Source organism: Bacillaceae bacterium S4-13-56, assembly GCA_040191315.1.
Taxonomy (GTDB): domain Bacteria; phylum Bacillota; class Bacilli; order Bacillales; family JAWJLM01; genus JAWJLM01.
This window is the reverse complement of record JAWJLM010000044.1, coordinates 1-26339: the sequence shown is the minus strand read 5'-3', so window position 1 is coordinate 26339 and position 26339 is coordinate 1. Positions and strand designations below refer to the sequence as shown.

General features: G+C 37.7%; 24 protein-coding genes and 1 other annotated feature. Of the genes, 15 read left to right on the top strand and 9 right to left on the bottom strand.

Going from position 1 to position 26339, the window contains the following annotated elements; all coding sequences use genetic code 11:
- Positions 1-40: 40 nt before the first annotated feature.
- On the bottom strand, positions 41-979 hold the full coding sequence (locus RZN25_12410; protein MEQ6377619.1) for a 1,4-dihydroxy-2-naphthoate polyprenyltransferase: 939 nt from the start codon (positions 977-979) through the stop codon (positions 41-43).
- Positions 980-1205: 226 nt separating this feature from the next.
- Between RZN25_12410 and RZN25_12405 the strand changes: the two genes are divergently transcribed.
- The 6 genes from RZN25_12405 (at position 1206) to menC (ending at position 8728) form a co-directional block, all read left to right on the top strand.
- Positions 1206-2600: an isochorismate synthase gene (locus RZN25_12405; GenBank protein MEQ6377618.1), complete on the top strand. Its 1395-nt coding sequence runs from the start codon at positions 1206-1208 to the stop codon at positions 2598-2600.
- Positions 2597-4318 carry a 2-succinyl-5-enolpyruvyl-6-hydroxy-3-cyclohexene-1-carboxylic-acid synthase gene (menD, locus tag RZN25_12400; protein ID MEQ6377617.1) on the top strand — a complete coding sequence of 574 codons (1722 nt, stop codon included), beginning with the start codon at positions 2597-2599 and terminating at the stop codon, positions 4316-4318. The genes RZN25_12405 and menD overlap by 4 nt, the downstream gene beginning before the upstream one ends.
- A gap of 29 nt (positions 4319-4347) precedes the next feature.
- Positions 4348-5139, top strand: a complete 792-nt coding sequence (gene menH, locus RZN25_12395) for a 2-succinyl-6-hydroxy-2,4-cyclohexadiene-1-carboxylate synthase (GenBank protein MEQ6377616.1) — start codon at positions 4348-4350, stop codon at positions 5137-5139.
- A 24-nt stretch (positions 5140-5163) separates the two neighbouring features.
- A complete protein-coding gene (gene menB, locus RZN25_12390) occupies positions 5164-5982 on the top strand; it encodes a 1,4-dihydroxy-2-naphthoyl-CoA synthase (protein ID MEQ6377615.1) in 819 nt (272 codons plus the stop codon).
- A gap of 176 nt (positions 5983-6158) precedes the next feature.
- Positions 6159-7634: an o-succinylbenzoate--CoA ligase gene (locus tag RZN25_12385; GenBank protein MEQ6377614.1), complete on the top strand. Its 1476-nt coding sequence runs from the start codon at positions 6159-6161 to the stop codon at positions 7632-7634.
- Positions 7631-8728, top strand: coding sequence for an o-succinylbenzoate synthase (menC, locus tag RZN25_12380; protein MEQ6377613.1), 1098 nt, complete (start codon positions 7631-7633; stop codon positions 8726-8728). The genes RZN25_12385 and menC overlap by 4 nt, the downstream gene beginning before the upstream one ends.
- Positions 8729-8984: 256 nt before the next feature.
- Here menC and RZN25_12375 read toward each other — a convergent pair whose 3' ends face one another.
- The 4 genes from RZN25_12375 to RZN25_12360 form a co-directional block, all read right to left on the bottom strand.
- On the bottom strand, positions 8985-9170 hold the full coding sequence (locus RZN25_12375; protein MEQ6377612.1) for a FeoB-associated Cys-rich membrane protein: 186 nt from the start codon (positions 9168-9170) through the stop codon (positions 8985-8987).
- Between the two features lie 13 nt (positions 9171-9183).
- Positions 9184-11184 carry a ferrous iron transport protein B gene (gene feoB / locus RZN25_12370; GenBank protein ID MEQ6377611.1) on the bottom strand — a complete coding sequence of 667 codons (2001 nt, stop codon included), beginning with the start codon at positions 11182-11184 and terminating at the stop codon, positions 9184-9186.
- Positions 11175-11411: a FeoA family protein gene (locus tag RZN25_12365; protein ID MEQ6377610.1), complete on the bottom strand. Its 237-nt coding sequence runs from the start codon at positions 11409-11411 to the stop codon at positions 11175-11177. The genes feoB and RZN25_12365 overlap by 10 nt, the downstream gene beginning before the upstream one ends.
- Before the next feature lie 571 nt (positions 11412-11982).
- Positions 11983-12216: a hypothetical protein gene (locus RZN25_12360; protein ID MEQ6377609.1), complete on the bottom strand. Its 234-nt coding sequence runs from the start codon at positions 12214-12216 to the stop codon at positions 11983-11985.
- A gap of 121 nt (positions 12217-12337) precedes the next feature.
- Here RZN25_12360 and RZN25_12355 point away from each other — a divergent pair, with 121 nt between their 5' ends.
- The 3 genes from RZN25_12355 to RZN25_12345 all read left to right on the top strand — a co-directional run bounded on the left by RZN25_12355 (position 12338) and on the right by RZN25_12345 (position 14646).
- On the top strand, positions 12338-12673 hold the full coding sequence (locus RZN25_12355; GenBank protein MEQ6377608.1) for a hydrolase: 336 nt from the start codon (positions 12338-12340) through the stop codon (positions 12671-12673).
- Between the two features lie 441 nt (positions 12674-13114).
- On the top strand, positions 13115-13591 hold the full coding sequence (gene ytkD / locus RZN25_12350) for a nucleoside triphosphatase YtkD (protein MEQ6377607.1): 477 nt from the start codon (positions 13115-13117) through the stop codon (positions 13589-13591).
- Positions 13592-13836: 245 nt separating this feature from the next.
- A complete protein-coding gene (locus RZN25_12345) occupies positions 13837-14646 on the top strand; it encodes a prolyl oligopeptidase family serine peptidase (GenBank protein ID MEQ6377606.1) in 810 nt (269 codons plus the stop codon).
- 123 nt (positions 14647-14769) lie between these two features.
- Here the strand turns inward: RZN25_12345 and pckA are convergent, their stop codons facing one another.
- Positions 14770-16350, bottom strand: coding sequence for a phosphoenolpyruvate carboxykinase (ATP) (gene pckA, locus RZN25_12340; protein ID MEQ6377605.1), 1581 nt, complete (start codon positions 16348-16350; stop codon positions 14770-14772).
- Positions 16351-16737: 387 nt separating this feature from the next.
- On the opposite strand from pckA, the gene metK reads away from it, so the two are divergent.
- Entirely contained in the window at positions 16738-17934 is a 1197-nt protein-coding gene (gene metK / locus RZN25_12335) for a methionine adenosyltransferase (protein ID MEQ6377604.1), read from the top strand.
- A gap of 52 nt (positions 17935-17986) precedes the next feature.
- Here the strand turns inward: metK and RZN25_12330 are convergent, their stop codons facing one another.
- On the bottom strand, positions 17987-18502 hold the full coding sequence (locus RZN25_12330) for a gamma carbonic anhydrase family protein (GenBank protein MEQ6377603.1): 516 nt from the start codon (positions 18500-18502) through the stop codon (positions 17987-17989).
- Positions 18503-18606: 104 nt separating this feature from the next.
- Here RZN25_12330 and RZN25_12325 point away from each other — a divergent pair, with 104 nt between their 5' ends.
- Entirely contained in the window at positions 18607-19374 is a 768-nt protein-coding gene (locus RZN25_12325) for an alpha/beta hydrolase (GenBank protein MEQ6377602.1), read from the top strand.
- A gap of 20 nt (positions 19375-19394) precedes the next feature.
- Positions 19395-20471, top strand: a complete 1077-nt coding sequence (locus RZN25_12320; protein MEQ6377601.1) for a tetraprenyl-beta-curcumene synthase family protein — start codon at positions 19395-19397, stop codon at positions 20469-20471.
- 26 nt (positions 20472-20497) lie between these two features.
- Here RZN25_12320 and RZN25_12315 read toward each other — a convergent pair whose 3' ends face one another.
- Complete coding sequence (locus tag RZN25_12315) at positions 20498-21064, bottom strand: class I SAM-dependent methyltransferase (protein ID MEQ6377600.1); 567 nt, start codon at positions 21062-21064, stop codon at positions 20498-20500.
- Entirely contained in the window at positions 21058-22020 is a 963-nt protein-coding gene (locus RZN25_12310; GenBank protein MEQ6377599.1) for a TIGR01212 family radical SAM protein, read from the bottom strand. The genes RZN25_12315 and RZN25_12310 overlap by 7 nt, the downstream gene beginning before the upstream one ends.
- 117 nt (positions 22021-22137) lie before the next feature.
- On the opposite strand from RZN25_12310, the gene RZN25_12305 reads away from it, so the two are divergent.
- From RZN25_12305 to RZN25_12295, 3 genes are all read left to right on the top strand, one after another.
- Positions 22138-22416 carry a DUF2524 family protein gene (locus RZN25_12305; GenBank protein MEQ6377598.1) on the top strand — a complete coding sequence of 93 codons (279 nt, stop codon included), beginning with the start codon at positions 22138-22140 and terminating at the stop codon, positions 22414-22416.
- A 128-nt stretch (positions 22417-22544) separates the two neighbouring features.
- Positions 22545-22765, top strand: a binding site (T-box leader).
- Between the two features lie 224 nt (positions 22766-22989).
- A complete protein-coding gene (gene leuS / locus RZN25_12300) occupies positions 22990-25407 on the top strand; it encodes a leucine--tRNA ligase (protein MEQ6377597.1) in 2418 nt (805 codons plus the stop codon).
- A gap of 328 nt (positions 25408-25735) precedes the next feature.
- Positions 25736-26146: a rhodanese-like domain-containing protein gene (locus tag RZN25_12295; GenBank protein ID MEQ6377596.1), complete on the top strand. Its 411-nt coding sequence runs from the start codon at positions 25736-25738 to the stop codon at positions 26144-26146.
- Positions 26147-26339: the final 193 nt, after the last annotated feature.

Below are 26339 nucleotides of genomic sequence, written 5' to 3'. Positions count from 1 at the left end.
GCTAAAATAAAAAACCTGCGGTTATGCAGGCTTTGGTTGATTACTGAAATAGGAAAGATATGAATAATGAAATCCCTACTAAAAATCCATAAAATGTATTGACTTGTGAGGTTGATTTCATTGCGGGTAGCATTTCAAGTGGAGAGCTTTTCCCAACAAATCCTTGAACTGCTTCTTTTGCTTTTGGAATGCTTAAGAATCCAATGAGAGACCACCATGGAAGAATACCTAAAATGATGAATAGGAACGTTAACCCATATGCCACCGCATACAAAACGGCAAGAAATCGGATTGCTTTTTTGTGTCCAAGTAAAATGGCTATAGTTTTTCGTCCTGCAATTTTGTCTCCATCACGGTCACGAATGTTATTTGCTAATAGGATAGAACCTATGAATATAGCAACGGGAATAGAAACAAGAAATATTTCCGCATTAACATAGCCTGTCTGAATGAAAAAAGAGACAGCAACAATAACGGTTCCCATGAGTGTGCCTGATGTTAATTCACCAAAAGGGGTATAGGCAATAGGGTAAGGTCCACCTGTATAGAGATAACCGAATATCATACTGATAGCGCCAGTCAATCCTACCCACCAAGTGGTTTCGATACTAATATAAACACCTAACAGCACAGCTATCACAAATAAGGTAATAGCCAAATGTTTAATAGTTTTAGGTTGGATTCCATCTCTTACAATGGCTCCGCCTATCCCAATAGAGTTTTCATTGTCAAGTCCGCGAACATAGTCATAGTATTCATTGAACATATTAGTGGCTGCTTGAATTACAATAGATGCAGTCATCATGGCTAAAAAGAGTAAAAAATGGAATGAGGTCTGTTGAATAGCCAACATTGTTCCAACAAATACCGGGACGAAAGATGCTGTTAATGTATGTGGTCGAAGAAGTCTCCACCAAGTCTGCCATCCTTTTTTCTCATTTAATGCAGTTTGGATCTCTTCTCTTTTTAATGTTTGCATTTTTAAATTCTCCTCTCGTTGTAACCTCCAACTTAAGGTCCATATTTAGTTTAGAAGATGCTATTCACGGTGTCAATCTATCAAATTACAAACATTCTATGGTAATTTTAAGGAATCCTTGAGGAATGATCAAAAAGAGCATAAAATAGAGTAGTGTAATTGGAATTTTAAATTTATATATATATATTTGTAAAAATTGAACATCTCTGTAATGGAGGTTATATCCATGATAAAGACAAAGCCAAATCGACTCTTACCTATAGTAAAGATTGCTCAACAAAAAGCAAGCCAAACAAAAAAGCCTTGTTTTATTAGTGTCATAGAAAAGGTGTCTTCTGCTAATCCTCTTTCATTTTTTGAAGAAGGAAAGAATTATATGGGAGAACGTATATTTTGGCAAGATTCCCAAGGTGAACTTGTTTTAGTAGGTATTGGTTCAGCTACCATGATTCAAGAAGGAGAAGAGCGATTTCAAAGCGTCCGTACTCATCTTCAGAATTTATATGAAAATTTAATCACGGAGGGAGACAAACAAGTTCCCGGAACAGGATTTTTAAGTTTTGGTGGATTTTGTTTTGATCCTTATGCTAAGAAAAAAGGTCTTTGGGATTCTTTTCCTGACACAAAATTCACCGTACCCATGTTTTTATTAACCAAACGAGGACAAGACATTTATTTAACTATAAATGCTCTAGTGGACCATGAGAAAGCACCTGAGGACTTTTCTGAATTTTTATTACAGGAATCAAAAAGACTATTGGAATCAACTACTACTCAAACGCCGCCAGTGGATATGGTTGATGTGAAAGAAATAGGTGTAGATACATGGAAAGAACATGTACATCAGGTGACAGAAGAGATTAAAAAAGGGAGAGTAGACAAAGTCGTTCTTGCTCGCGAATTACGTGCTCATTTCTCGGGAAGAGTTGCAATTTCTTCTATATTAAAAAAGCTAGTTTCTGAGCACCCAAATAGCTATATTTTTATTATGGAAAGTGGTGACGATTGTTTTGTTGGAGCTTCGCCAGAACGGTTAGTGAAGGTGGAAAACCAAGAAGTTCTCTCGACCTGTTTAGCCGGCACTGCACCACGAGGGAAGACAGAAGAAGAAGATCGTATCATTGGAACCGATCTTCTTTCAGATTCCAAAAATCTTCAGGAGCATCAATTTGTAGTACAAATGATTAAGGAATCTGTTGCTGATTGTTGTAAAACGTTATCAGTACCTAAACAGCCTATTCTATATCCATTACGACATATGCAGCATTTATATACTCCCGTCCGAGGGATTTTAAAAGATGATATGTCTTTACTTGATATTGTGGAACGATTACACCCAACCCCTGCTTTGGGTGGTGAACCGAGAGAAGATGCTTTAACTTTCATTCGGGATTATGAAGATATGGAACGCGGCTGGTATGGAGCTCCTATTGGTTGGCTGGACCAAATGGGAAATGGCGAATTTGCTGTCGCCATCAGATCAGCACTCATTCATAAGGATCAAGCCTCTCTTTTTGCTGGCTGTGGAGTAGTTGAGGATTCGGATCCTGAGGCAGAATATGAAGAGACACGTATTAAATTTGGACCTATGCTATCCGTCTTAGGAGGACCGTCTAGATGAATCATACAGAACAATTAACTAGATATCTTGCACAGTTTGTAGATGAGTTTGTACAACAGGGGTTAACAGATGTTGTGATTTCCCCAGGATCACGCTCAACTCCGATTTCATTGACCTTTGCAGAACATGAGGGTGTCACTCATTGGATGAATCTCGATGAGCGCTCCGCTGCATTTTTTGCACTTGGAATGGCCAAGGAACAAAAACGACCTGTAGCATTGGTTTGTACGTCAGGAACAGCAGTAGCAAATTACATGCCAGCAGTAGTAGAAGCGTTTTACAGTCATGTACCTTTACTTGTCATTACAGCAGACAGACCTCATGAATTACGTGAAGTAGGAGCGCCACAAACGATCCATCAGCCTGATTTATTTGGTGCTTTTGTCAAATGGTTTCATGATTTGGCTTTGCCAGAATCTACTCCTAAGCAATTGACTTATGTGCGTTCAGTTGCAGCTCGCTCTTATCATCAAAGTCATGCCAATAATCCTGGCCCAGTGCATTTGAATGTTCCATTAAGAGAGCCGCTCATTCCTGATTTTTCTTTAGATGATTTATGGAAGCCTGAAAACAAACCTCATCATCATTTTTTAGACGGAGAAAAACAATTATCTTTATCTAATATTAAATCTGTGGCAAAAATGATTGACGATAAGGAAAATATCCTTTTTGTATGTGGCCCTCAAACAGATAAGGCCAGTGCAGAGGCTATTGCTCGTTTAGCTGCTCATGCTCAGATTCCTTTATTGGCTGACCCTCTCTCTCAAATAAGAGCGGGAGACCATCCAAAGGATACACTTATTGAGGCATACGATGCACTCTTAAAAATTAAGAGGATCAAAGAAAACTGGAAGCCAGATGTGATTATCCGTTTCGGAGCTATGCCTATCTCTAAACCCTATTTACAATATGTGCAATTTCATCCAGAATGTCGACATATTGTGATTGAGGAATCAGAAGGTTACCGTGAACCAGCAGGCTTAGAGAGTACATTTATTTATGCAGATTCAACTAAGTTTGCCCAAGATCTTCAGCAAGAGATTACACCAAAAGAGAATAAAAGCTGGTTGATAAACTGGTCAGATGCAAATCAAAAAGCTAGAGAAGAGATTTTTTCTCAAGTTGCTAAAGAGGATATAACAGAAGGAAGTGTCATGTATACTGTTTGTTCCCAAATTCCAAATGAAAGTATTTTAATGGTAGGTAATAGTATGCCTGTTCGAGATTTAGATAGTTTCTTCCTGGCTACGGATAAAACCTTTACTACAGCTGGTAATCGTGGGGCGAATGGTATTGACGGAATTACATCGACTGCTTTAGGGATGTCCACTTCTGGAAAGAGAGTGACTCTTGTTATTGGAGACCTGTCTTTTTATCATGATTTAAACGGCTTACTAGTTGCCAAACAATATGGATTAAATGTCACAGTTGTTTTAGTCAATAATAATGGAGGTGGGATCTTTTCCTTTCTTCCACAAAGTCAACATCCAAAACACTTTGAAGTTTTATTTGGAACACCATTAGATCTTGATTTTTCTCATGCTATCCAAATGTATGGGGGTTCTTATACGTTGGTTGAAGAAAAGAAAGAATTAAATGAAGCCCTTATAGAAAGCTATAGTTCACCTGGACTTTCGGTAATTGAAGTAAAGACTAACCGACAGGAAAATGTTGATTGGCATCGAGCATTGTGGAAAAGTATTGAACAAAAAGTGTAATCGTTTTGAGGATGGTGAAGTTCTTGTATATGGAAGCAGGTAACACAAAATTTTGGCTTAAAGTGAAGGGAAATGGCGAACCAATTCTTTTGTTACATGGTTTTACAGGAACGCATCAAACCTGGAGTGAAATAGAAGAACTGCTAGAAAACTATCAATTAATCATGGTGGATTTACCGGGACATGGAAAAACTGTGTCTCTTTCTTCTTTTAACATGGAATCAGTATGTAAAGACCTAAAAATACTCTTAAGGGAACTTGAAATAGAAAAAACTCATCTTCTTGGTTATTCAATGGGGGGAAGAACGGCTCTGTCTTTTGCAATGATTTACCCAGAGGTTGTGAAGTCTCTATTATTAGAAAGTGCTTCTCCTGGTCTGGCTAGCGAAAAAGCTAGAGAAGAAAGAAAAATTCAAGATTCTAATTTAGCAAATATACTCGCCAAAGAGGGGGTGCAATATTTTGTTGACTTTTGGGAAAACATACCACTATTTTCAAGTCAAAAAAATCTTCCGAAAGAGAGGCAGAACGAAATTCGTATCGAGCGATTATCACAAACAGAGGAGGGATTAATGGCTTCTCTCCATGGAATGGGAACTGGTTCACAGCCATCCTGGTGGGGGGATCTCCATAAGCTAAAGATACCAACTCTTATTGTTGTAGGATCATTAGATCTTAAATTTTGTGAAATCGGAAAAAAGATGCATCTAACCCTACCTAATGGACATTATCATGAAATTTCTGGTGTTGGACATGCGATTCATGTGGAGAAACCGAGAATATTTGGTACAATAGTAAATGTGTTCATGAAAAATTTGTAGATCTTTGTGTTAAGGAGGATGAACATGGCGGTAGAATGGGAAAGTGAACGTAAATATGAAGACATTTTATATGAAACGTACAATGGGATTGCTAAAATCTCCATTAACCGACCAGAAGTAAGAAATGCATTCCGTCCAAAAACTGTACATGAATTAATCGATGCATTTACTTATGCTCGTGACGATTCTGAAATCGGTGTTATTGTATTGGCTGGTGTCGGTGATGATGCTTTCTGTTCTGGAGGAGACCAGAAAGTAAGAGGACATGGTGGTTATGTAGGTGATGATCAAATTCCTCGTTTAAATGTTCTTGATTTACAGCGTTTGATCAGAGTGATTCCAAAGCCAGTTGTTGCTATGGTTTCCGGATATGCTATTGGTGGTGGACATGTTCTTCATGTTGTTTGTGACCTAACAATTGCAGCAGATAACGCTATCTTTGGACAAACTGGTCCTAAAGTGGGTAGTTTCGATGCTGGATATGGTGCGGGTTACTTAGCACGTATCGTTGGACATAAGAAAGCTCGTGAAATCTGGTACTTATGTCGACAATATAACGCTCAAGAAGCACTTGATATGGGCTTAGTCAACACTGTCGTTCCACTAGACAAGCTAGAAGAAGAAACAATTCAATGGTGCGAAGAAATGCTTGAAAAGTCACCAACTGCACTTCGTTTCTTAAAAGCCTCTCTAAATGCAGATACAGACGGATTGGCTGGTTTGCAACAAATGGGTGGAGATGCAACTCTTCTATATTACACAACAGATGAAGCAAAAGAAGGAAGAGACGCGTTTAAAGAGAAGCGTAGCCCAGACTTTAAGCAATTTCCTCGTTTTCCATAAGTTTCAAAATTAATTTTAAAGCACCCCCATTTCGGGGTGCTTTTCCATTTTGTGGATTAGATTCCCTAACGAAAACTTAATTACACATTACATTCATAGATTAAACATTCAACACTCGCCATTTTTTTTATTTTCATCTATGATGAATAAAGATAGATTTGCAAGGAGTGAAACTGATGACTACTATGCCTCATTGGTTAAACAAGCGAGCACACTTATCTCCGAATAAGGTCGCGATTGATACACCAAATGGAGATTCTTTAACCTTTAATCAATGGAAAGAATTATCTCAAACCTATGCACGAAAATTTTCTAGTATATCTATTAAAGAAGGCGATAAGGTAGGGATTTTATATAAAAACTCATTAGATGTACCTATCTTACTTTATGCCCTATCTTATATTGGGGCAGTCGGTGTTTTATTAAATGTGAGGTTAACCATTAGAGAATTTGTATATCAATTAGAAGATGCTCATGTAAACCATTTAATTCATATGGATGATATGAAACCAACGATTGATGAAATTAAAGGTCATTTACCATACTTAAAAACGTGGACAAAAGAAGACATGCACCAATTAGAAGATAAACCCTATCCTTTGAAGGAATCTCTGAACCTGAGTTCTACATTCACACTGATGTATACTTCTGGAACTACTGGTTTTCCCAAAGGCGTCCCACTTTCCTATGGGAACCATTGGTGGAGTGCTATTGGTTCTGCTTTAAACCTCGGAATACATGAGGAGGATTGTTGGCTTGCTGTTCTTCCTCTTTTTCATGTGGGAGGGCTTTCTGTAATTCATAAATCTGTGATTTATGGAATGTCTATCAGGCTGTACGAAGGCTATGATACAAAAATGGTTGCAAACGAGCTTCGAAAAGGGGAAATAACGATTATGTCTGTAGTGACCATGATGGTTCAGCAGCTAATAGAAGAAGAAAATCCCGAGACTTTTTCTTCAAACTTAAGGTGCATGTTACTTGGAGGAGGTCCCGCTCCTCAACATCTTCTAGAACAGGGTAAGTCATTGGGTGTCCCTATCTTTCAATCTTATGGAATGACAGAGACAGCCTCACAAATGGTTACTCTTTCACCTGAAGATAGTTTGCGGAAAATAGGGTCTGCTGGTAAACCATTATTTCCTGGGGAATTGAAAATTGTCAAAAACAATCGAAGTGCCCATCCAAATGAAGTTGGAGAAATACATGTTAGAGGGCCGATGGTGATGAATTCCTATCTAGGGAGGGAACATGAACGAAGTGAAGATGGTTGGCTTTCTACAGGAGATTTAGGTTATATAGATGATGAAGGATACTTGTATGTAAAAGATCGACAAAAGGATGTCATTATTTCTGGAGGAGAAAACATATATCCAGCTGAAATTGAACATGTATTAATTCAGCATCCTGCTGTTAAGGAAGTTGCTGTTGTTGGACATTCTGACAAAAAGTGGGGACAAGTCCCTGTCGCTTTTGTGGTCGTAAAAAATGCTTTTTCACAAGAAGAGCTATATGAATTTTGTAAAAAAGAACTTGCATCCTACAAAGTTCCTAAAAGGTATTATTCTATTTCAACTTTACCGCGTACGGCTTCTAATAAAATTCAAAGACATAAGCTTATTGAACTCTTAGAGAAAGAGGGAACGTTATGAGACTTTCCCATTGGAATGTTTATCATTTTTCATTGCCATTATTACACCCTTTCACAACACATCAAGGCAGCTTACAAGAGCGTGAGGGAATAATAGTAGAGGGCGTTAGTGAAGACGGACAAAGTGGGTGGGGGGAATGTGTGGCCTTTTCTACTCCTTTTTATACGGAAGAAACGGTTGACACTGCCTGGTTTATGCTAAATGACTTGCTTCTTTCGAAAATATCAAGTGATGATCCAAGTAATATATCCCATGTGTTTTCACAATACCAGGGGCACCCTATGGCAAAGGCTGCCATTGAAATGGCTATTTGGGACCTCAAGGCAAAGCAGGGAAATCACCCGTTGTATCATTATGTCGGTGGAATTAGGGATCAAATTTCCACAGGAGTTGTTATTAGCCTTAAGGAAAACTGGAAAGAAAAAGTAGATAAATACAAGGAGCAAGGATATCAAAGGTATAAGCTCAAAATAAACAAAGAAAATGCTTATGAACATCTGAACACCTTTCGGACTTTTTATCCTGATTTACCTTTAATGATTGACGGAAATGGTGCCTATCGGCCTGATGAAATGGCAGCTATTTTAGCTTTGGATGACTTTAAGTTATTGATGATTGAGCAGCCTTTTAGAGCAGGCGATTTTTATTGGCATGCACAGCTTCAAGAAAAAATGAAAACCTCAATCTGCCTAGATGAATCCATCAAGAGTTATGAGGACGGGAAACAAGCTTATTTTATGAGAAGTGGCAAATCAATAAATATCAAAATTGGGAGAGTGGGAGGCTGGAGAGAGGCCTTATCCCTTCATCAATTTCTTTATGAAAAAAAGATTTCTTTGTGGGTTGGTGGAATGGTTGAAACTGGAATTTCTAAGGCGCATAGTCTTGCTTTAGCCTCTCTACCCGGCTTTATGATACCGGGGGATCTCTCTCCATCAGATCGTTTTTGGGATCGTGATTTCGTCTATCCTTCCATTCAAATCAATCAAGGGAAAATATCCCTGCCAAACAAGCCAGGCATAGGATTTGAAGTGGACCGTGAATTTGTAGAGAAGCAATCTATTAGGAAAAACAAAATTAAATTGATGGGTTGAAGTGGGAGGATGGCGCTATTTGATCCGTTTAGGTGGGGATTAACTGCCTGAAAATGTCCGATTGGTTCAAGAGCCTTTAAAGAGGTGGGTGCTGACAATCAATGGGGGATGGACACTGATTGAAGTTTCACTTATGTGACATCAATACATTAAGGTGTTTCCATATTATAAGTTGCTAATTTTTCCAATATAAAAGATGATCCCTTAAAAATAAGAGGAATCATCTTTTGATTTCTTTCATAAAACAACTCTTGTCCTAGTATGTTTTAAACTTCTGTTCACTTGTCGGAACTCCACTGCAACAATTGGATTCAATGGTTGTGCATCCTTCTTTTAAGTCACAAGCCTCGCATTTCCCTTTTTTGCTTTTTTGGATAAAACGATAAAGGGAGTATCCTGCATAACTGAAAATAACAACTCCTACAAGCCAGCTAAATATCATTGAAATCATCTCCTTACATTCCCGTGAACCAGGATCCAACTTGATAAATAATAAGCGATAGAATATATGCTAGTACTAAGGAATAAGCAATGTTAAAGAAAGTGATTTTTCTGGATCCGGACTCTCGACTTATAGTTGCAACGGTAGCCAAACACGGTGTATATAAAAGCACAAATACCATAAAGCTAAAAGCAGAAATTGGTGTAAAGGTCTCTAGCAATACTGATGTTATCGATGCTTCTGGGACTGCATATACAATAGCCATTGTAGCTACTACTACTTCTTTAGCTAAAAATCCAGTAAGTAACGCTACTCCTGCTTGCCATGTACCAAATCCAAGTGGTTCTAGAATAGGTGCTATTAAGCCACCAATCATAGCCAAAAAGCTTTCGTCCATCGGAACATTTAGTCCGCTTGGTCCAGAATAGGATAACAACCAAATAAATACGGAACCTGCAAAAATAAAGGTACCTGCTTTTCTAACAAAGCCCTTTCCTTTTTCCCAAGTACTTCTCCATAGTGTTTTCCATTGTGGAAAACGGTAAGGAGGAAGTTCAATAACAAAAAAGGATTCTTCATGCTTTAAAATGGTGTTGGAAAATAGCTTTGCTAACAACATGGCGATGACAATCCCCATAATATAAAGTGTTAAAACAACCGCAGCTTGTTGCTGAGCAAAGAAAGCCGCTACGAAAAGAGCGTATACAGGCAATCGTGCGGAGCAAGACATCATTGGTGTCAACAATATGGTTAACAACCTCTCTTTAGGTTCTTCAACTGTACGGGCAGCCATAACACCTGGGACATTACATCCAAAACCAATAATCATAGGAATAAATGCTTTACCGTTTAAGCCTAACCCTTGCATGAGACGGTCCATTACAGTTGCTACCCTTGCCATATAACCCGAATCCTCGAGAAGTGATATAAAAAGGAAGAGTATAAAGATTTGAGGAACGAAGACTAAAACCCCACCAACCCCAGCTATAATACCATCGACAAGTAAAGCATGTATAAATGGACTTGCACCCACCTGACTTAAAATAAATTCAGTTCCATTAGTTAGTGGACCGCTGAAAAAGGCATCTAATTTGTCAGATAGGGGGAACCCCAACCAATTGAATGTAAGCATAAACATGAGATACATAAGTCCAATAAATATTGGAATACCTAAAAACTTATGGGTAACAATTTGATCGATTTTTTCTGTTAATGTTTTGTTTGTTGCGCTGTCACTTATATCTATACAGTCATTTAAAATATCCTCGATAAACTGATCTCTAATTTGATATATTTTCCTTGATAATGAAATATCCTCTGTCAGCTTTAATTCATTTGAACAATTTTCTTTGATCAATTTCAACTTTTCAATGTTCTCTTTCTCATGCAAATAGTCGACCACCATTGGGTTATCCTCTAAAAATTGGATAGCTAACCAACGTTTTTGGTGGGAGGTTTCTGTTAGAAGTCTAGAGATCTGATCGATTGCCTTTTCGATAATTCCACCATAGTAAATGGCAAATGACACTTTTTCTTTATCAACTGAATCAGTAAGACTATTTTCAAGTAATTTTACACCTGTTCCATTTCTAGCAATGATGGGGATGACAGGAAGCTTTAATTTATTGCTTAATTTTTGCTCATGAACGACTATCCCTCTCTGTTTTGCAACATCTGTCATGTTTAATCCAATGATAACTGGTTTTCCAAACTCCAGTAGTTGAAGGGTTAGCTGCAAATTTCTTTTTAACTGAGAAGCATCCACAATGTTTAAAATTTCCTGAAATGATTCATGAAGTAAAAAATTTGAAACTACAGATTCGTCCTTTGAAATAGGATTCAGTGTATATACTCCTGGAAGGTCGATGAGATGTCCTTTCCCATTTCTAAAGAGACCAACTTTTTTTTCAACTGTAACCCCGCTCCAGTTTCCAACGTACTCATAGGATCCAGTTAGCGCATTAAATAGAGAAGTTTTCCCAGTGTTAGGGTTTCCAAATAGAGCTACTTGCATAGGATCTCCTCCACATCTATTAAACTGGCGGTTTCTTTTCGAATACTGATACACTGTCCATTACAGGTAATCATGCAAGGACCACCAAAGGGAAGTTTATTTTGTATACAGATTTCGGCATTTTCAAAAATTCCTAAGTGATTAAGTCGTTTTTGAGTAAGTAATTGACACCCGGATAGATCTTTTACTTTAGCTTTTTGACCTAATGGAATTTGATATAATTGCATCTCAGTCATTCCCCCTATTAAGCAACGAAAATCATTTTCAATTAGATTATATAATGAGATTCATTATCATTGTTGTGATTTCACACACATGTCACATAAAATTCATAAAGTGAAATCAATCAGTCACCGTTCGAGAGGGATTAGAAAAACTCGGCTTAACGCCAAGTCCTAATGGCAAATGCTTAATTTTTTCGTTTAGTATCAACTGAATAAAGTTTAATTCTGATAGTTAAGAAAAGCGCAAGCGCCCTTCGAAACAAGGAAAGCACTTGTTTCTGCGAAGTAGCTCTATGTAGCTTTCCTTACTCGGGGCAAAAACTTCGAAGATTAATCGAGGAAGCTTTTTCGCTGGAGCTAGACAAAATTTTATACTTTATCTTCATAAAAAAACTGAGCAAATGGGTGCTCAGTTCTCTTAAAGGGTTCTTATTGAAATAATCACCCCATATGTAGATGGGCGAGTTTCTAAAGTGTGAACAAAATGTGTAATCGGTATTGATAAGTGATTCCTGAAATGGAGAAAATGATAATATTCAATAAATTTGTCTAGTGGTTAATCTATTAGTACATATTAATTTGCCGCAGAATGTTTTTTGGAAATAGACTGGCTTACTTCCTTCATAAGATGCGGAATTAAATATAAACGAAGTATTTCTTCTAATTCATCCTTTGGGGCCTTGTTGAGCATCTTTAGTAGGTCTTCCTGGTCATATTGCTCCAAAAGTAGTGTAATGAAAGTGGATACATCGCTCGGGTCTTCAAAGTATTTAAGATAAAGCTCTAACACATGATCTGCAATTTTCATCGAATCTCCCTTTCTTTTGTAACCGCTTTCCTTTTGTAGATACCATATGCACAAATGAGTCAAAAGTTGTTCATAAATCAAAGAAGTTTGCAAAAAGTATAGATAAAGGAGTGTGACTTTAGTGGAAAAGAGAAAATTTTATGTAAATTTAGGTACTCAAGAAATTTCACAAATACACAATGGGAACAATGACATATTTACGATATATGCAACCCCAGAGGAGGTCATTAAGTTACGGGAAGCGTTTGATGAAGTATATAAAGATGACGTTGGAGCTTTTTTAAGGGCACATGTACCATTTGTTGAATATCATAATGATAAGCCAAACGATCGGGTGGATTCCGGGTTAGAAAAGATTATTTCTATGATACAGGAACTTGGTGATGAAAAAACGCGAGAATTTATTTCTTCCATAAAGTCTACTTCAGGGGATGCGTTTTTTCATGAAAACTTGTAGTGTTGCCTAAATAGATCTGTGTTTCCAATATGAAAAAAGGTTTAATCCCCCTTTTAAAAAAGGAATAGGAGATTAAGAAGAAATTAAAAGGGGGAAATCTCCTTGATATGATAATTACAGGGTAATAAACTTTTCTAATAAAAATGATCTCTTTTACTCTTTGTAAAGATTCATTCAAATCACTTTTTAACAAAAATTATCGATAATTCTCCTTCAAAATCTTTGATTTAGTAGGAGAGGTTCACAGAATATGTCGATTACAGAGAAGCTTGTTAGTATCCTAGAACCACCCCACTGCTTTAGCTGTGGGAGTTGTCAGAAAAGAATCATGGATGCTAGGAATGGTACTTATATCATACAATTAGAAATAGCTGATGATTCTGGGGTATGATAAATGAAACAAGTCAATGATTTGTAAATGAATAGAAAGCAGTGGGTTAAATGATGATATTTCAAGATTATTATCAGAATGAAGTGAAACTATCTTTCGAAAATCATCCTTTTTCAAAGGATCCAAAACATGTATGGGTAATCTGTCGTTACAAAGGACAGTGGCTTCTAACCCAACACAAGGAGAGAGGTATTGAATTTCCAGGTGGAAAGGTAGAGATAGGAGAAGATGCCAGACAGGCAGCTATCCGTGAAGTTGACGAAGAAACTGGAGGAAAAATTGGGAGCATTCATTATGTAGGACAATATTTTGTAGATGGAAAAGGTGGCGAAGTTATTAAAAATATTTATTTTGCAAGTATTGACGAGCTCAATAGCCATCCGCATTTTTTTGAAACAAGAGGACCAGTTCTCTTGAAAGAATTACCTTCTTCTATACAAGAAGATGCGGAATATAGTTTTATGATGAAGGACCAAGTCTTAGTTCAAAGTATTAAATATATTCAAAAACAAGACTATTTTAATTAATGAATGAGCCGCCAATAGGCGAGCTTATTTTTTATAGTAGCAGCTATTTATAACTTTACGGTTGATAGTATAAGTAAAACTAAGGCTTTCTCCATTAGGATTTGCACCAGAGTATAAGGAACTTCTAAGAAAGCAAAAATACGCTTTCAAGAGTCCTTTCAGAGATATGCTAAGTTTTTCGAATAGTTTTACATATATTTTCTGCGTAAAAAATAACAGGATTGTATGAAAAAAGGAGAAATTGTATGAATGCCTATATGTTAAATCTTCATTTCAAGGAAGAAAAGTATAAATTTGAGCCCTTTCCTTCTCCGCATCCAGGAATGAATGTATATGTAGTGAGTTATTATAGTCAGGATAAAAAAGTTAAGGCCTTTCTTGTTGAACCTAAATCTGAGAGTACCTATTCTGGTTTTTTATATTTAAGAGGTGGGATCAAGCAGGTTGGAAAGGTACGGCTAGGAAGGTTAATACAATTTGCTAGTGAAGGTTTTATGGTAATTGCTCCTTTTTATCGAGGAAATATGGGTGGGGAGGGCAGAGAGGACTTCGGATTACATGATCGCTTTGACGCAATCGAAGCGGCAGGAGTTTTAATGAGTCATCCAAAATGGAATGGAAAGCTACATGTGTTTGGATTTTCCAGAGGGGGTATGATGGCTTTGTGGTCTGCCATTTATCTTCCTGAAGAAACAACGAGTGTAGTTACATGGGGTGGTGTAAGTGATCTTTCTTTAACCTATGAGGAGAGAGTTGATTTAAGGAGAATGCTTAAGCGAGTCGTTGGAGGAAATCCAAAAAAGAATCCAGAAGGGTATGAGCAGAGAACACCATTGTCTTCTTTAAGCCAACTAAGTGCCCCTTTATTAATTATTCACGGAGAGAAAGACCAAAATGTGTCATTTGAACATGCCATTCGATTAAAAAGTACTTGTGAAAAATGGGGTGCTTTCTATGACTTTTGGTCATTTCCTGATGTCACGCATTACTTTCCACCTCCTCTTAATCGACAGGTTGTAATGGAGTTGTGTCAATGGATGAAAAGAAATGAATAAATCCCCCATTGAATGGGGGATTTATAAGTTACTCCTTCTTTGGGGAAGAAGGAATATATTCAATCTACCTTGTTTTGACAAGGAGATGGGGTCACAATTTTTCAAACTTACTAGTTATAAATCTTAGCGATAAACGGGGCCAGCCTGCTTGATTTCGGGATTTATTTGATCAAACTTTGAGAAGTTTTCATGGAACTGACTGGCTAATTCTTTAGCTTTATTTAGATAAGCCTGTTTATCCTCCCAAGTCTCAGAAGGAATCATATATTTGCTAGGAACCCCCGGACAATGGATCGGAATATCCAATCCGAAAATGGGATCTGTATAGGTTTCTACATCTTTTAGTTCTCCATCTAAAGCTGCATGAACCATCGCTCTTGTATAAGACAAATTCATTCGCTGCCCTTTTCCGTAGGAGCCACCAGTCCATCCGGTGTTCACTAAATATACTTGAACATTATGCTGATTTATCTTTTCACCAAGCATCTTCGCATATACATAAGCAGGAAGCGGAAGGAAAGGAGCGCCAAAGCAGGTAGAGAAGGTTGCTTCAGGCTCAGTTACACCGCGCTCAGTACCTGCGAGTTTACTAGTATACCCACTTAAGAAGTGGTACATGGCTTGCTCTTTTGAGAGTTTACTGATGGGTGGCAATACCCCAAATGCATCAGCAGTTAAAAATATAATGGTCCTTGGATGCCCTGCTATACCCGGATCTACAATGTTATCCATATTTTGAAGTGGGTAAGCTGCTCTTGTATTTTCAGTTAAAACAGTGTTGTCATAGTCGGGAAGACCGGTCTTATTGTCAATGATGACATTTTCAAGTACAGAACCAAACGTAATCGCATTATAGATCTGTGGTTCTTTTTCTTTAGAGAGTTGAATGCATTTTGCATAACATCCACCCTCAATATTAAAAATGCCATTTCTTGACCATGCGTGTTCGTCATCTCCAATTAGCTTTCGGTGAGGATCGGCAGAAAGAGTTGTCTTACCCGTTCCAGACAAACCAAAGAATAAGGCTACATCTCCCTCACGTCCAACATTAGCAGAACAATGCATCGGTAAAATGTTTTGTTGTGGTAAGAGATAATTCATGACAGAAAAAATAGATTTCTTCATTTCACCTGCATATTCAGTACCACCAATTAAAACTATTTTGTGAGTAAATGAAATAATAATAAACGTTTCAGAATTAGTGCCATCTATTTGTGGATCTGCTTTGAAGTTAGGAGCTGAAATGATCGTAAAATCTGATTGGTGTGAAGTAAGTTCTTCTTCAGTTGGGCGCACAAATAATTGTCTGGCAAATAAATTGTGCCATGCTAATTCATTAATAACCTGTATTGGAAGACGGTGTTTAGGGTCGACTCCAGCATATCCTTTGAATAGAAAAATCTCGTTTTTCTTTCGAAGATAGTGAAGTACTTTTTCCAATAACCTTTCAAAAGTACCACTTTCCATTGGCTGGTTTACTTTACCCCAATCTACTTTATCCTTGGTCATAGAATCAGATACGATGAATTTGTCTTTTGGGGATCGACCTGTATATTTTCCTGTGGTTGCCTGAATAGCTCCTGTTGAAGTCAAAATGCCTTCTCGTTTCATGATGATTTTCTCAACAAGACTTGCTATAGAGATATTTGGTTGTGTTTGATGATGATGTAACAATCCCTCTACAGATAATGTTTTTTCCGTCATACTCATTTATGAACCCTTCCTTTACCAAAAGTATTCTTTATTAGGATATACCAGTGGGTATAATTTGTTAATTAGTATAACACATTATTTTAAATTGTACATACTAATTTTTGAAATAGGCGAAATCCTTATAATAAATCTTGGTTATAAATTTGGAAAAGAAGGTATGATAAAACACCAGAACCCTATGTTATTAAGTCCGACAAACATTGACATTCAAAGGTCTAAACGTTATGATAATTCGCGAACGGATCTTTCCCTTTCTTATGTATTATTAAAAATGGGAGGGCATTTTTTCTTTTGTCAGCAACGAAACGGTCATAATAGATAAGAAAATATACAGTAGAATGAGTTCCGTCATAATATTTTAAGGAGGAGATGATGAGAATGGCCCAAAATCGCCGTCTGTTTACTTCAGAGTCTGTAACAGAAGGACATCCTGACAAAATTTGTGACCAAATTTCAGATGCCATTCTAGATGCGATCCTGACAAATGATCCTAATGCACGTGTGGCTTGTGAAACGAGCGTAACTACTGGTTTAGTGTTAGTAGCAGGAGAGATATCTACCAATACATATGTGGATATACCAAGTATTGTTCGTTCTACGCTTAAAGAAATTGGATATACACGTGCAAAATATGGCTTTGATTCCGAGACTTGTGCCGTATTGACTGCAATTGATGAACAATCCCCTGACATTGCGCAAGGCGTGAATCAAGCACTTGAAGCTCGGGAAGGGGAAATGAGCGATACGGAAATTGAAGCAATTGGTGCAGGTGATCAGGGATTAATGTTTGGTTTTGCTTGTAATGAAACGGACGAGCTAATGCCACTTCCAATTTCTCTTGCTCATAAGTTGTCTAAGCGACTTGCTGATGTTCGTAAGGATGAAACGTTAGATTACCTTCGTCCAGACGGAAAAACTCAAGTGACTATAGAATATGATGAAAAGGATCAACCTGTTAGAGTAGATGCTATTGTTATTTCTACACAGCATCATCCGAAGATTTCTTTAAAACAAATTCAGGATGATTTAAAAAAGCATGTGATTGAACCTGTTGTCCCTTCTCATTTAATTGATGAGAAAACAAAATACTTTATAAATCCTACTGGTCGATTCGTTATTGGGGGACCTCAGGGAGATGCAGGACTAACTGGAAGAAAAATCATTGTTGATACGTATGGTGGTTATGCTCGCCATGGTGGGGGAGCCTTTAGTGGTAAGGATCCTACAAAAGTAGATCGGTCGGCAGCTTATGCAGCACGTTATGTTGCTAAAAATATAGTTGCCGCAGGTCTTGCGGATAGCTGCGAGGTTCAGCTTGCCTATGCTATTGGTGTCGCACAACCTGTATCAATTGCTGTGAACACTTTTGGCACAGGAACTTTTGATGAAAATAAGCTTGTTGATGCAGTTCGTGAAGTGTTTGACCTTCGCCCAGCAGGAATTATCAAGATGCTTGATCTTCGTCGCCCAATCTATAGAGATACAGCTGCATACGGACATTTTGGAAGAACAGATATTCAGTTCCCATGGGAAATGACAGATAAAGCAGATTTATTAAAGCAAATGTTGAAATAAAGAAAGGGTGCCGATGGTAAGGCACCCTTTTCCTTAGGTAGAAAGTGTTTTTTTAAAGTGGTTTTAGATTTTTATAGTATTGACCTTTTTCTACATACGAATTACGGATTCGATCCATCTCTTTCCGATCCTCTTCCTTTAAATTCCTTACGACCTTTGCTGGACGACCCATAGCGAGGGTTCCTGCGGGTATTGTTTTGTTCGGAGGAACAAGGCTGCCCGCCCCCACAAATGCTCCTTCCTCAACAACTGCTCCGTCTAAGATTATAGAACCCATTCCAATAAGAGCATTCTTTTTGATGTGAGCAGAATGGAGGGTCACTTGATGGCCAATGGTTACTCCATCTTCGAGAATTAATGGATGATTTGGACTTTGATGTAAAAGACTTAAATCCTGAATATTAACTTGATCTCCGATAATGGTTGGAGCAACATCCCCTCGAATGACGGTTTTGAACCAAACACTAGACTCAGCTCCTATCTGAACATCACCAGTAATGACAGCATCTTCTGCAATATAGGCCGTCTGGTTTATTTTCGGAACTTTTCCTTTATATTCATAAATCATATGATTCCTCCTTTTTTATACCTAATCCTTCATTCGTTGTCCGACTTTTACGCTATAATATAGTATAAGATTAGCATAAAATCAACGTTGGAGGCGAATAATGGATGAAGGTATACTCAGCGGAATATGCAAAAGGAACAGTCGTTATTGTTCATGGAGCTTTTGAACATTCAGGCAGGTATGATGCAGTCGCCAAAAGATTTACTCAAGAAGGATATCATGTGGTTACAGGAGATCTCCCTGGCCAAGGGAAGACAGATGGGAAAAGAGGGCATATTGATTCCTTTACACAATACTTAGATACAATTGAAAAGTGGGTACATAAGGCCGAAGAATTTAAACTTCCTATATATGCATTAGGCCATAGTATGGGTGGACTAGCTGTTTCTAGAACTCTGCAGGAAAAATCACTTCCTATTACAGCTGTGATTCTTTCCTCCCCTTGTATTGGAATCGTTGATGAACCATCAAAAGGTGTTCAAGCCTTTTCAAAAATCTGTAATGTTATTGCGCCAACCCTATTAGTCTCTGGTAATTTAAACCCATTACATGTTACTAGAAATGAAGAGGTTAGGGAAAGAGACCTAAATGATTCCCTCATCGTTCAAAAGATTTCTGTTAGATGGTTTAGTGAACTTCAAAATGCCATGCTACAAGTCCAAGAAAAGGTTCAGCAGTATCCAAATATCCCCACCCTTGTCATGCAGGCAGGAGATGACAAACTTGTTCGAAAAGAAGTAGTCCATCAGTGGTATAAACAGCTTCCTGTAACAAATAAGAAGTATAAAGAATGGGAAGGTTTGTATCATGAGATATTGTTTGAACCTGAAGGAGAAGAAGTTTTTCAAATGGCACTTTCTTTTATTAAATGACATCTCTAGGAGGAACCAGATTGCAAGTACCAGAAAATCCAATACTATTCATGAATCGAATATACAAAAAAATATTTCCTGCAGTTCATCGGGAACTTGCATATTGGACAAGTAGAGCTCAAAACATTGAGAATTCTGAGCTCCGTAAGCAGGCTCTAGCCAGCATTGATTCCAAAACCTTCCATTGTGAGGGGGGAGGAATTTATGCGATTCTATCTCCCAAAAGATATAAAGAAGTGATCCGGTTCATTGTGGCGTATCAGACTATAAGTGATTACTTAGATAATCTTTGTGACAGAAGTACTTCATTAGATCCTGCTGATTTTGATCTATTACACCAATCGATGATTGATGCTTTATCTCCTGGCCAACCTACTCAAAATTATTATCGTTTGAGAGAGGATCAACAAGACCAAGGGTATTTAGAAGACTTAGTCAAAACCTGTCAGCAGGTGGTTCGGCAGATCCCCGACTATGAGTCCGTTGTATACCCCTATATGATTAAACTGGCACAGTATTATCGAGATTTACAAGTGCACAAGCATGTAAAAGTAGAAGAACGAGTTCCCCGCTTAACCAAATGGTTTGAGGAAAGTCAGAATGATTTAAAAGAAAATATAAGCTGGTTCGAGTTCTCCGCTTGTGCAGGATCAACACTAGGCATTTTTTGTTTGGTTGCCTATGGATTAAACGGAGTGTTGACTGAATCACTCGTAAAGCGAATTTATCAAGGTTATTTTCCTTATATGCAGGGTCTTCACATTTTATTGGATTATTATATTGATCAAAAGGAAGACAGTAGAGAAGGAGATTTGAATTTTTGTTCCTATTACGACTCGGAGGAGCATATGAGAGAGAGATTTCTTCATTTTATAGAAGAAACGCAGCAAAGAGTAAAAAATCTTCCGAATGAAAGATTTCATCGATATATACAAAAGGGTCTAGTAGGAATGTATTTAGCTGATCAAAAAGTGAATCAATTAAAAAGCTCTAAAATAATGGTCAAAGCATTACTACATGCCTGTGGAGGAATTTCAAGATTTTTTTATTTCAACACGAAATTTTATCGAAAGACAAAAAAATTGGCTCATAATTAAAGATCCCATGGAGAAGTCCATGGGATTTACTTTTTTTCAATGGCTAAAATAAACGGAGGATTATTTTGTTGATTTATAAATCCGTAGCGTAGCACGTTGTATTCCTTTTGTTTAAAACCAGAGAGTGCTTTTAGGAGCTCGAATTCTTCTTCTTGTCCACCTTCATGCCCAGGATAGACTACAAGTATAACTAAACGACCTTCTCTCAGGTATGGCAGAATAGCTTCGATTGCTTGTAAAGTGGATTCAGGCTGGGTAATGATACTTTTATCCCCCCCTGGTAAATATCCCAGGTTGAAGATTGCTCCACCAATAGAATGAATATTCTCTTGGGCAATATATTGAGTGAGTTGGCTATGGCTGTCGTTAATTAAAGTTACATTCGTTCTCTTATGTGCTGCTAACAACTGCCTTGTTTGAAAAATTGCTTCTACTTGAATGTCCATGGCATAGACATGTCCGTCCTCTCCAACAAGCTGACTTAAAAAGAGGGTATCCTTGCCTTTCCCGGCAGTTCCATCTATAACGACATCACCCGTATGAACGGTATCTGATAGTAAAGTATGTGCATATTCTAGGACTCTTTTTAGCATGTTTCCAAGCTCCCAACTTTGTAGTGCTTTCCTTGCCAACTATCCCTTTTAATGAGTTCACCGTCAATTCCGTTCAGAACCTCCCATTTGTTCAGGCTCCACATTGGTCCTATCATTAACTCAGGTGGTCCATCTCCAGTAATGCGGTGAATGATCATTTCCGGTGGTAGAATTTCCAATTGATCGACAACAAGATCGATATATTCGTCTTTACTTAAGAATTCAAGTATCCCTTTTTCATATTGCTTCACCATAGGGGTACCTTTTAATAAATGAAGAAGATGAATCTTAATACCTTGAACATCCATTTGAGACACTGTTTTAGCAGTTTCCATCATCATTTCACGATTTTCACCAGGTAATCCATTAATAATATGAGAGCAAATTCTAATATTGTGTTTTCTTAACTTTTCGACTCCTTTTAGGTAACATTCAAGATCGTGGGCACGATTAATCAAATTCGCTGTTTCTTGGTGAATTGTTTGCAATCCAAGTTCTACCCATAAATAGGTCCGTTCATTTAGTTCAGCTAAATATTCGACCACATCATCAGGAAGGCAATCTGGTCTTGTAGCAATTGATAACCCAACCACATTTTCTTGTTTTAATACGGCTTCATATTTCTCTCTAAGGACGTCCACAGGCGCATGAGTATTAGTAAAGGCTTGAAAATAGGCCATATACTTACCGTCTTTCCATTTTTTATGCATCTGATTTTTAATCGTGTGAAATTGTGTTTCTAAATCTTCGGCGCGGTTCCCAGCAAAATCTCCACTTCCAGAGGCCGAGCAAAAGGTGCATCCGCCATAGGCTACTGTACCATCTCGGTTTGGGCAATCGAATCTGCCATCTAACGAGATTTTAAATACTTTATGTCCAAACGTTTGCTTTAAATGATAATTCCATGAATGGTATCTTTTTTGATCAAACGAATAAGGGAATGGGTTTGATTTCATATATACTACTCCTCTAAAAATATACTTTCCAAAAGTCATTGTAGCACGATTTTCTATACAGCGACAAAAGGGAATAGGATGTTTTTAAAAATCACATATTATGTATGAGGTGATTAGATGACTACGAGAAAAGCAATGGATGATTTTATTCATGATGTAGAGCAAAAGCTTTCCAATGCAGAGGAAATGCTGAATCTGGCCAATCAAAATCAATTTGAAAACGACGCAGAATACTCTTTAGCACAACAGGAATTAGCCAAGTTAGAGAGTGAGATTGAGCATTGGAAATTAAGTGCTAATTCTCAACAAAAAGAGCAACTATACCGCCTTCATTTATTAGTAAGCAATGTCATGAATGATATGGTTTTAGACCAGATAAAATTGGATGACCAGTAATGTTTAAAACGTCTCTTGTGAGAGGCGTTTTTACATTATTCTTCCGATTGAACGATCAAACAACTGATAAGAAGGCAAAACTTGACAAAGGTCGATTGCTTCTTTAAAATACGAATACGATAATATAGTGAACGACTAGCAAAATGGATTAGTAAAAGACGAATGAAGTGTCAGAGAGGTAGCGGTTGGTGCGAGCTATCATTTCTTCGCTTTGAACTCACCTTTTTGGTCGCAAGAGTGAAATAGGAAGTAATTCTTGCCGTTAATCTGCGTTAAAGATACAAGTGAGTATGCTGATGCATACTAATTTGGGTGGTACCGCGGTAGGTGAAAGCCTCTCGTCCCATATTTATGGGAGGGGAGGCTTTTTAATACTATCAGCTATTTATAACTTTAGTCGGTGTATAGTACATGGAACAATTAGGCTTTTGCCATGAGGAATTTGAGATAGGCCAAGTTTTCTAAATAGGGTTAAATTACATAAGGGTAATAAGAGGGAATTTTGGCAAAGATGGAGCTAAAGAAAAAGCAGAGAATAGACTGGGGTATTTACTATGGAGGAGGATAAAAGGCATGACTTATAATCACAAAAAACTCGAACAGAAATGGAAGCAATATTGGCTTGAAAACAAGACCTTTAAAACGGATACAGGAAGTGATAAAGAAAAATTTTATGTGCTAGATATGTTTCCCTATCCATCTGGTGCGGGATTACATGTAGGACACCCAGAGGGATATACAGCAACTGATATTCTTGCTCGAATGAAAAGAATGCAAGGATATGAAGTGTTACATCCCATCGGTTGGGATGCTTTTGGATTACCTGCGGAGCAATATGCGATTGACACTGGAAATGATCCAGCAGAATTTACAAAAAAGAATATTGAAACATTCCGCCGTCAAATACAGGACCTAGGTTTTTCTTATGATTGGGATCGAGAAGTGAATACAACAGACCCCGATTACTATAAATGGACGCAATGGATTTTTCTAAAACTTTATGACATGGGACTAGCTTATGTTGATGAAGTTCCTGTTAACTGGTGTCCAGCTTTAGGAACGGTATTGGCTAATGAAGAAGTTATTGATGGGAAAAGTGAACGCGGGGGACACCCTGTCATTCGAAAGCCAATGAAGCAATGGATGCTTAAAATTACGGCTTATGCTGATCGTCTTCTTGATGATCTTGAAGAAGTGGATTGGCCAGAAAGCATTAAAGACATGCAACGTAATTGGATTGGAAAATCAGAAGGTGCGCAAATCACTTTTGAAATTGATGGTCAGAACGAAAGCTTTGAAGCCTTTACCACAAGGCCAGATACACTTTACGGAGCTACTTATGCCGTATTAGCCCCAGAACACTCATTAGTAAGTAAGATTACTACAGATGAGCAAGTTTCAGCTGTAGAAGACTATCTACGTAAGGTTGAAACAAAAAGTGATTTGGAAAGAACAGATTTAGCAAAGGATAAGACTGGCGTATTCACTGGCGCTTATGCAATCAACCCAATCAATGGTGAAAAAATGCCGATTTGGATTGCAGATTATGTTTTAGGTACTTATGGAACGGGGGCTATTATGGCTGTTCCAGCTCATGATGAACGTGACTATGAGTTTGCGAAGAAATTCAACCTTCCTATTGTTGCTGTTGTAGAAGGTGGAAACATTGATGAAGAAGCTTATACAGGTGACGGCAAGCATATTAATTCAGGTATTTTAAATGGCCTTGGAAAAGAAGAAGCGATTGCAAAGTCGATCGAATGGCTAGAGGAGAACAGGAAAGGTGTTCGTAAAACAACTTATCGTTTACGTGACTGGCTCTTCAGTCGTCAACGTTATTGGGGAGAGCCAATTCCAATTATTCATTGGGAGGATGGTGCTGTTACTCCAGTTCCAGAGGAAGAATTACCATTGACTCTTCCAAAAACTACAGAGATTAAACCTTCTGGTACAGGGGAGTCCCCACTTGCCAATATTAAAGATTGGGTGGAAGTGATTGATCCTGAAACTGGAAAGAAAGGGCGCCGTGAAACGAATACGATGCCACAATGGGCGGGAAGCTGCTGGTACTACCTACGCTATATTGATCCTCGGAATAGCGAAAATGTAGCAGATCCAGAACTACTTAGTAAGTGGTTACCGGTAGATACGTACATTGGTGGAGCGGAACATGCTGTTTTGCATCTTCTATATGCGCGTTTTTGGCATAAAGTTCTTTATGATATAGGAGTTGTTCCAACAAAGGAACCATTCCAAAAATTGTTAAATCAAGGGATGATTCTTGGAGAAAACAATGAAAAAATGAGTAAATCTAAAGGGAATGTAGTCAATCCTGATGAAATAGTAGAAACGCATGGCGCAGATACTTTAAGGTTGTATGAAATGTTCATGGGACCATTAGAAGCATCTATTGCTTGGTCTACTAATGGATTGGATGGAGCCCGTCGTTTCCTAGATCGAGTATGGCGTCTATTTGTTCAAGATAATGGAACATTATCTGACAGAATTCAAGATGATAATCACGATGGTTCTCTTGATCGTGTCTACAATGAAACTGTAAAAAAAGTTACCGAAAATTTTGAAGGGCTACGATTTAACACAGCTATCTCTCAAATGATGGTCTTTATTAATGAAGGCTACAAAACGGACTATGTTCCAAAAGAATATGCTGAGGGATTTGTGAAGCTTCTATCTCCAGTTGCCCCTCATATAGCAGAAGAACTTTGGAGTCTATTAGGGCATGGGGAATCGATTAGCTATGAGCCTTGGCCAACCTTTGATGAAAGTAAGTTAGTGGAAGATGAGGTAGAAATCGTCATCCAAGTTCTTGGTAAAGTGCGTTCTAAGATAATGGTTCCTAAGGACTCAACAAAAGACCAGTTAGAGAAATTAGCATTAGAAGATGAAAAGGTCCAGGAATGGCTACAAGGGAAAACCGTAAGAAAAGTGATCACCGTTCCAGGGAAATTAGTCAATATTGTAGCTAATTAATAGAAAAGCGATAGCGTCCATCTTTTGGACGCTTTTTCTACAAACTTTAAGAAATAGTTTCATAAGTCTTTTACAGTTTATGCCTTTGCTTTTTTTATAAGAAGGGAAAAAATCACAAGGAATACCCTTGGATGTATCTCTTGACAATTAGTTAAAATCCTATTACATTTATTCTTGCGTTGCTTTTTTATCCCGCGTGAACGAGCAGTCAACCATGAAGCAAGCTTCACCAACAAGGATGAAAATTTAATGTTTTATTTTCATGGGAGTAATCCCCCAGCTTAAGTCATAAGTAAAACGAAAAGTGAAGGTCTAGGTGGGCCACTGATTGAAGTTTCACTTTATGTTTAATGATGAGCATGTTGGGAGGAGAAAATTTAGTTTAGGGGAGATTTTAATGGGAACATATATGATATTACTAGCATGCCTTGGAATTATAACAATCTCTCTTTTCAATCGTATGATAATTCACGGGAGAATAAGGGAAGTGGATGCATCAGTAATAGAGTCTGGAAGTTATTGTGTAATCGATATTCGAGATTACATTTCTGTATCTAATTCACCATATCCCTCGGCAGAAAACATTCCTTTATCATATTTGCCCAGGGTTTTGAATTCTTCTTTCCCGTGTGAAAAGGATATTGTAATCATTTCCGATGATCAAAGAGGGGTAAGGCTTGCGGCGAAATATCTAGCAAAGAAAAAGCGTGGACAAATCTACTATATAAAGGTAGCGTAAAAAATCATTTTGTGTGTTGACTTTCTGTTTTATTCGTAGTATTATTAACTTCTCGCTTCAAGATATTCGACATATTTCGACAAAGATTTTAAATGGCGATTGACAATAATGTGTCGAATATGATATGATTATTATACTGTCTGATTGGACAGACATCATTTGAACCTTGAAAACTAAATAAAACAACCTGTTA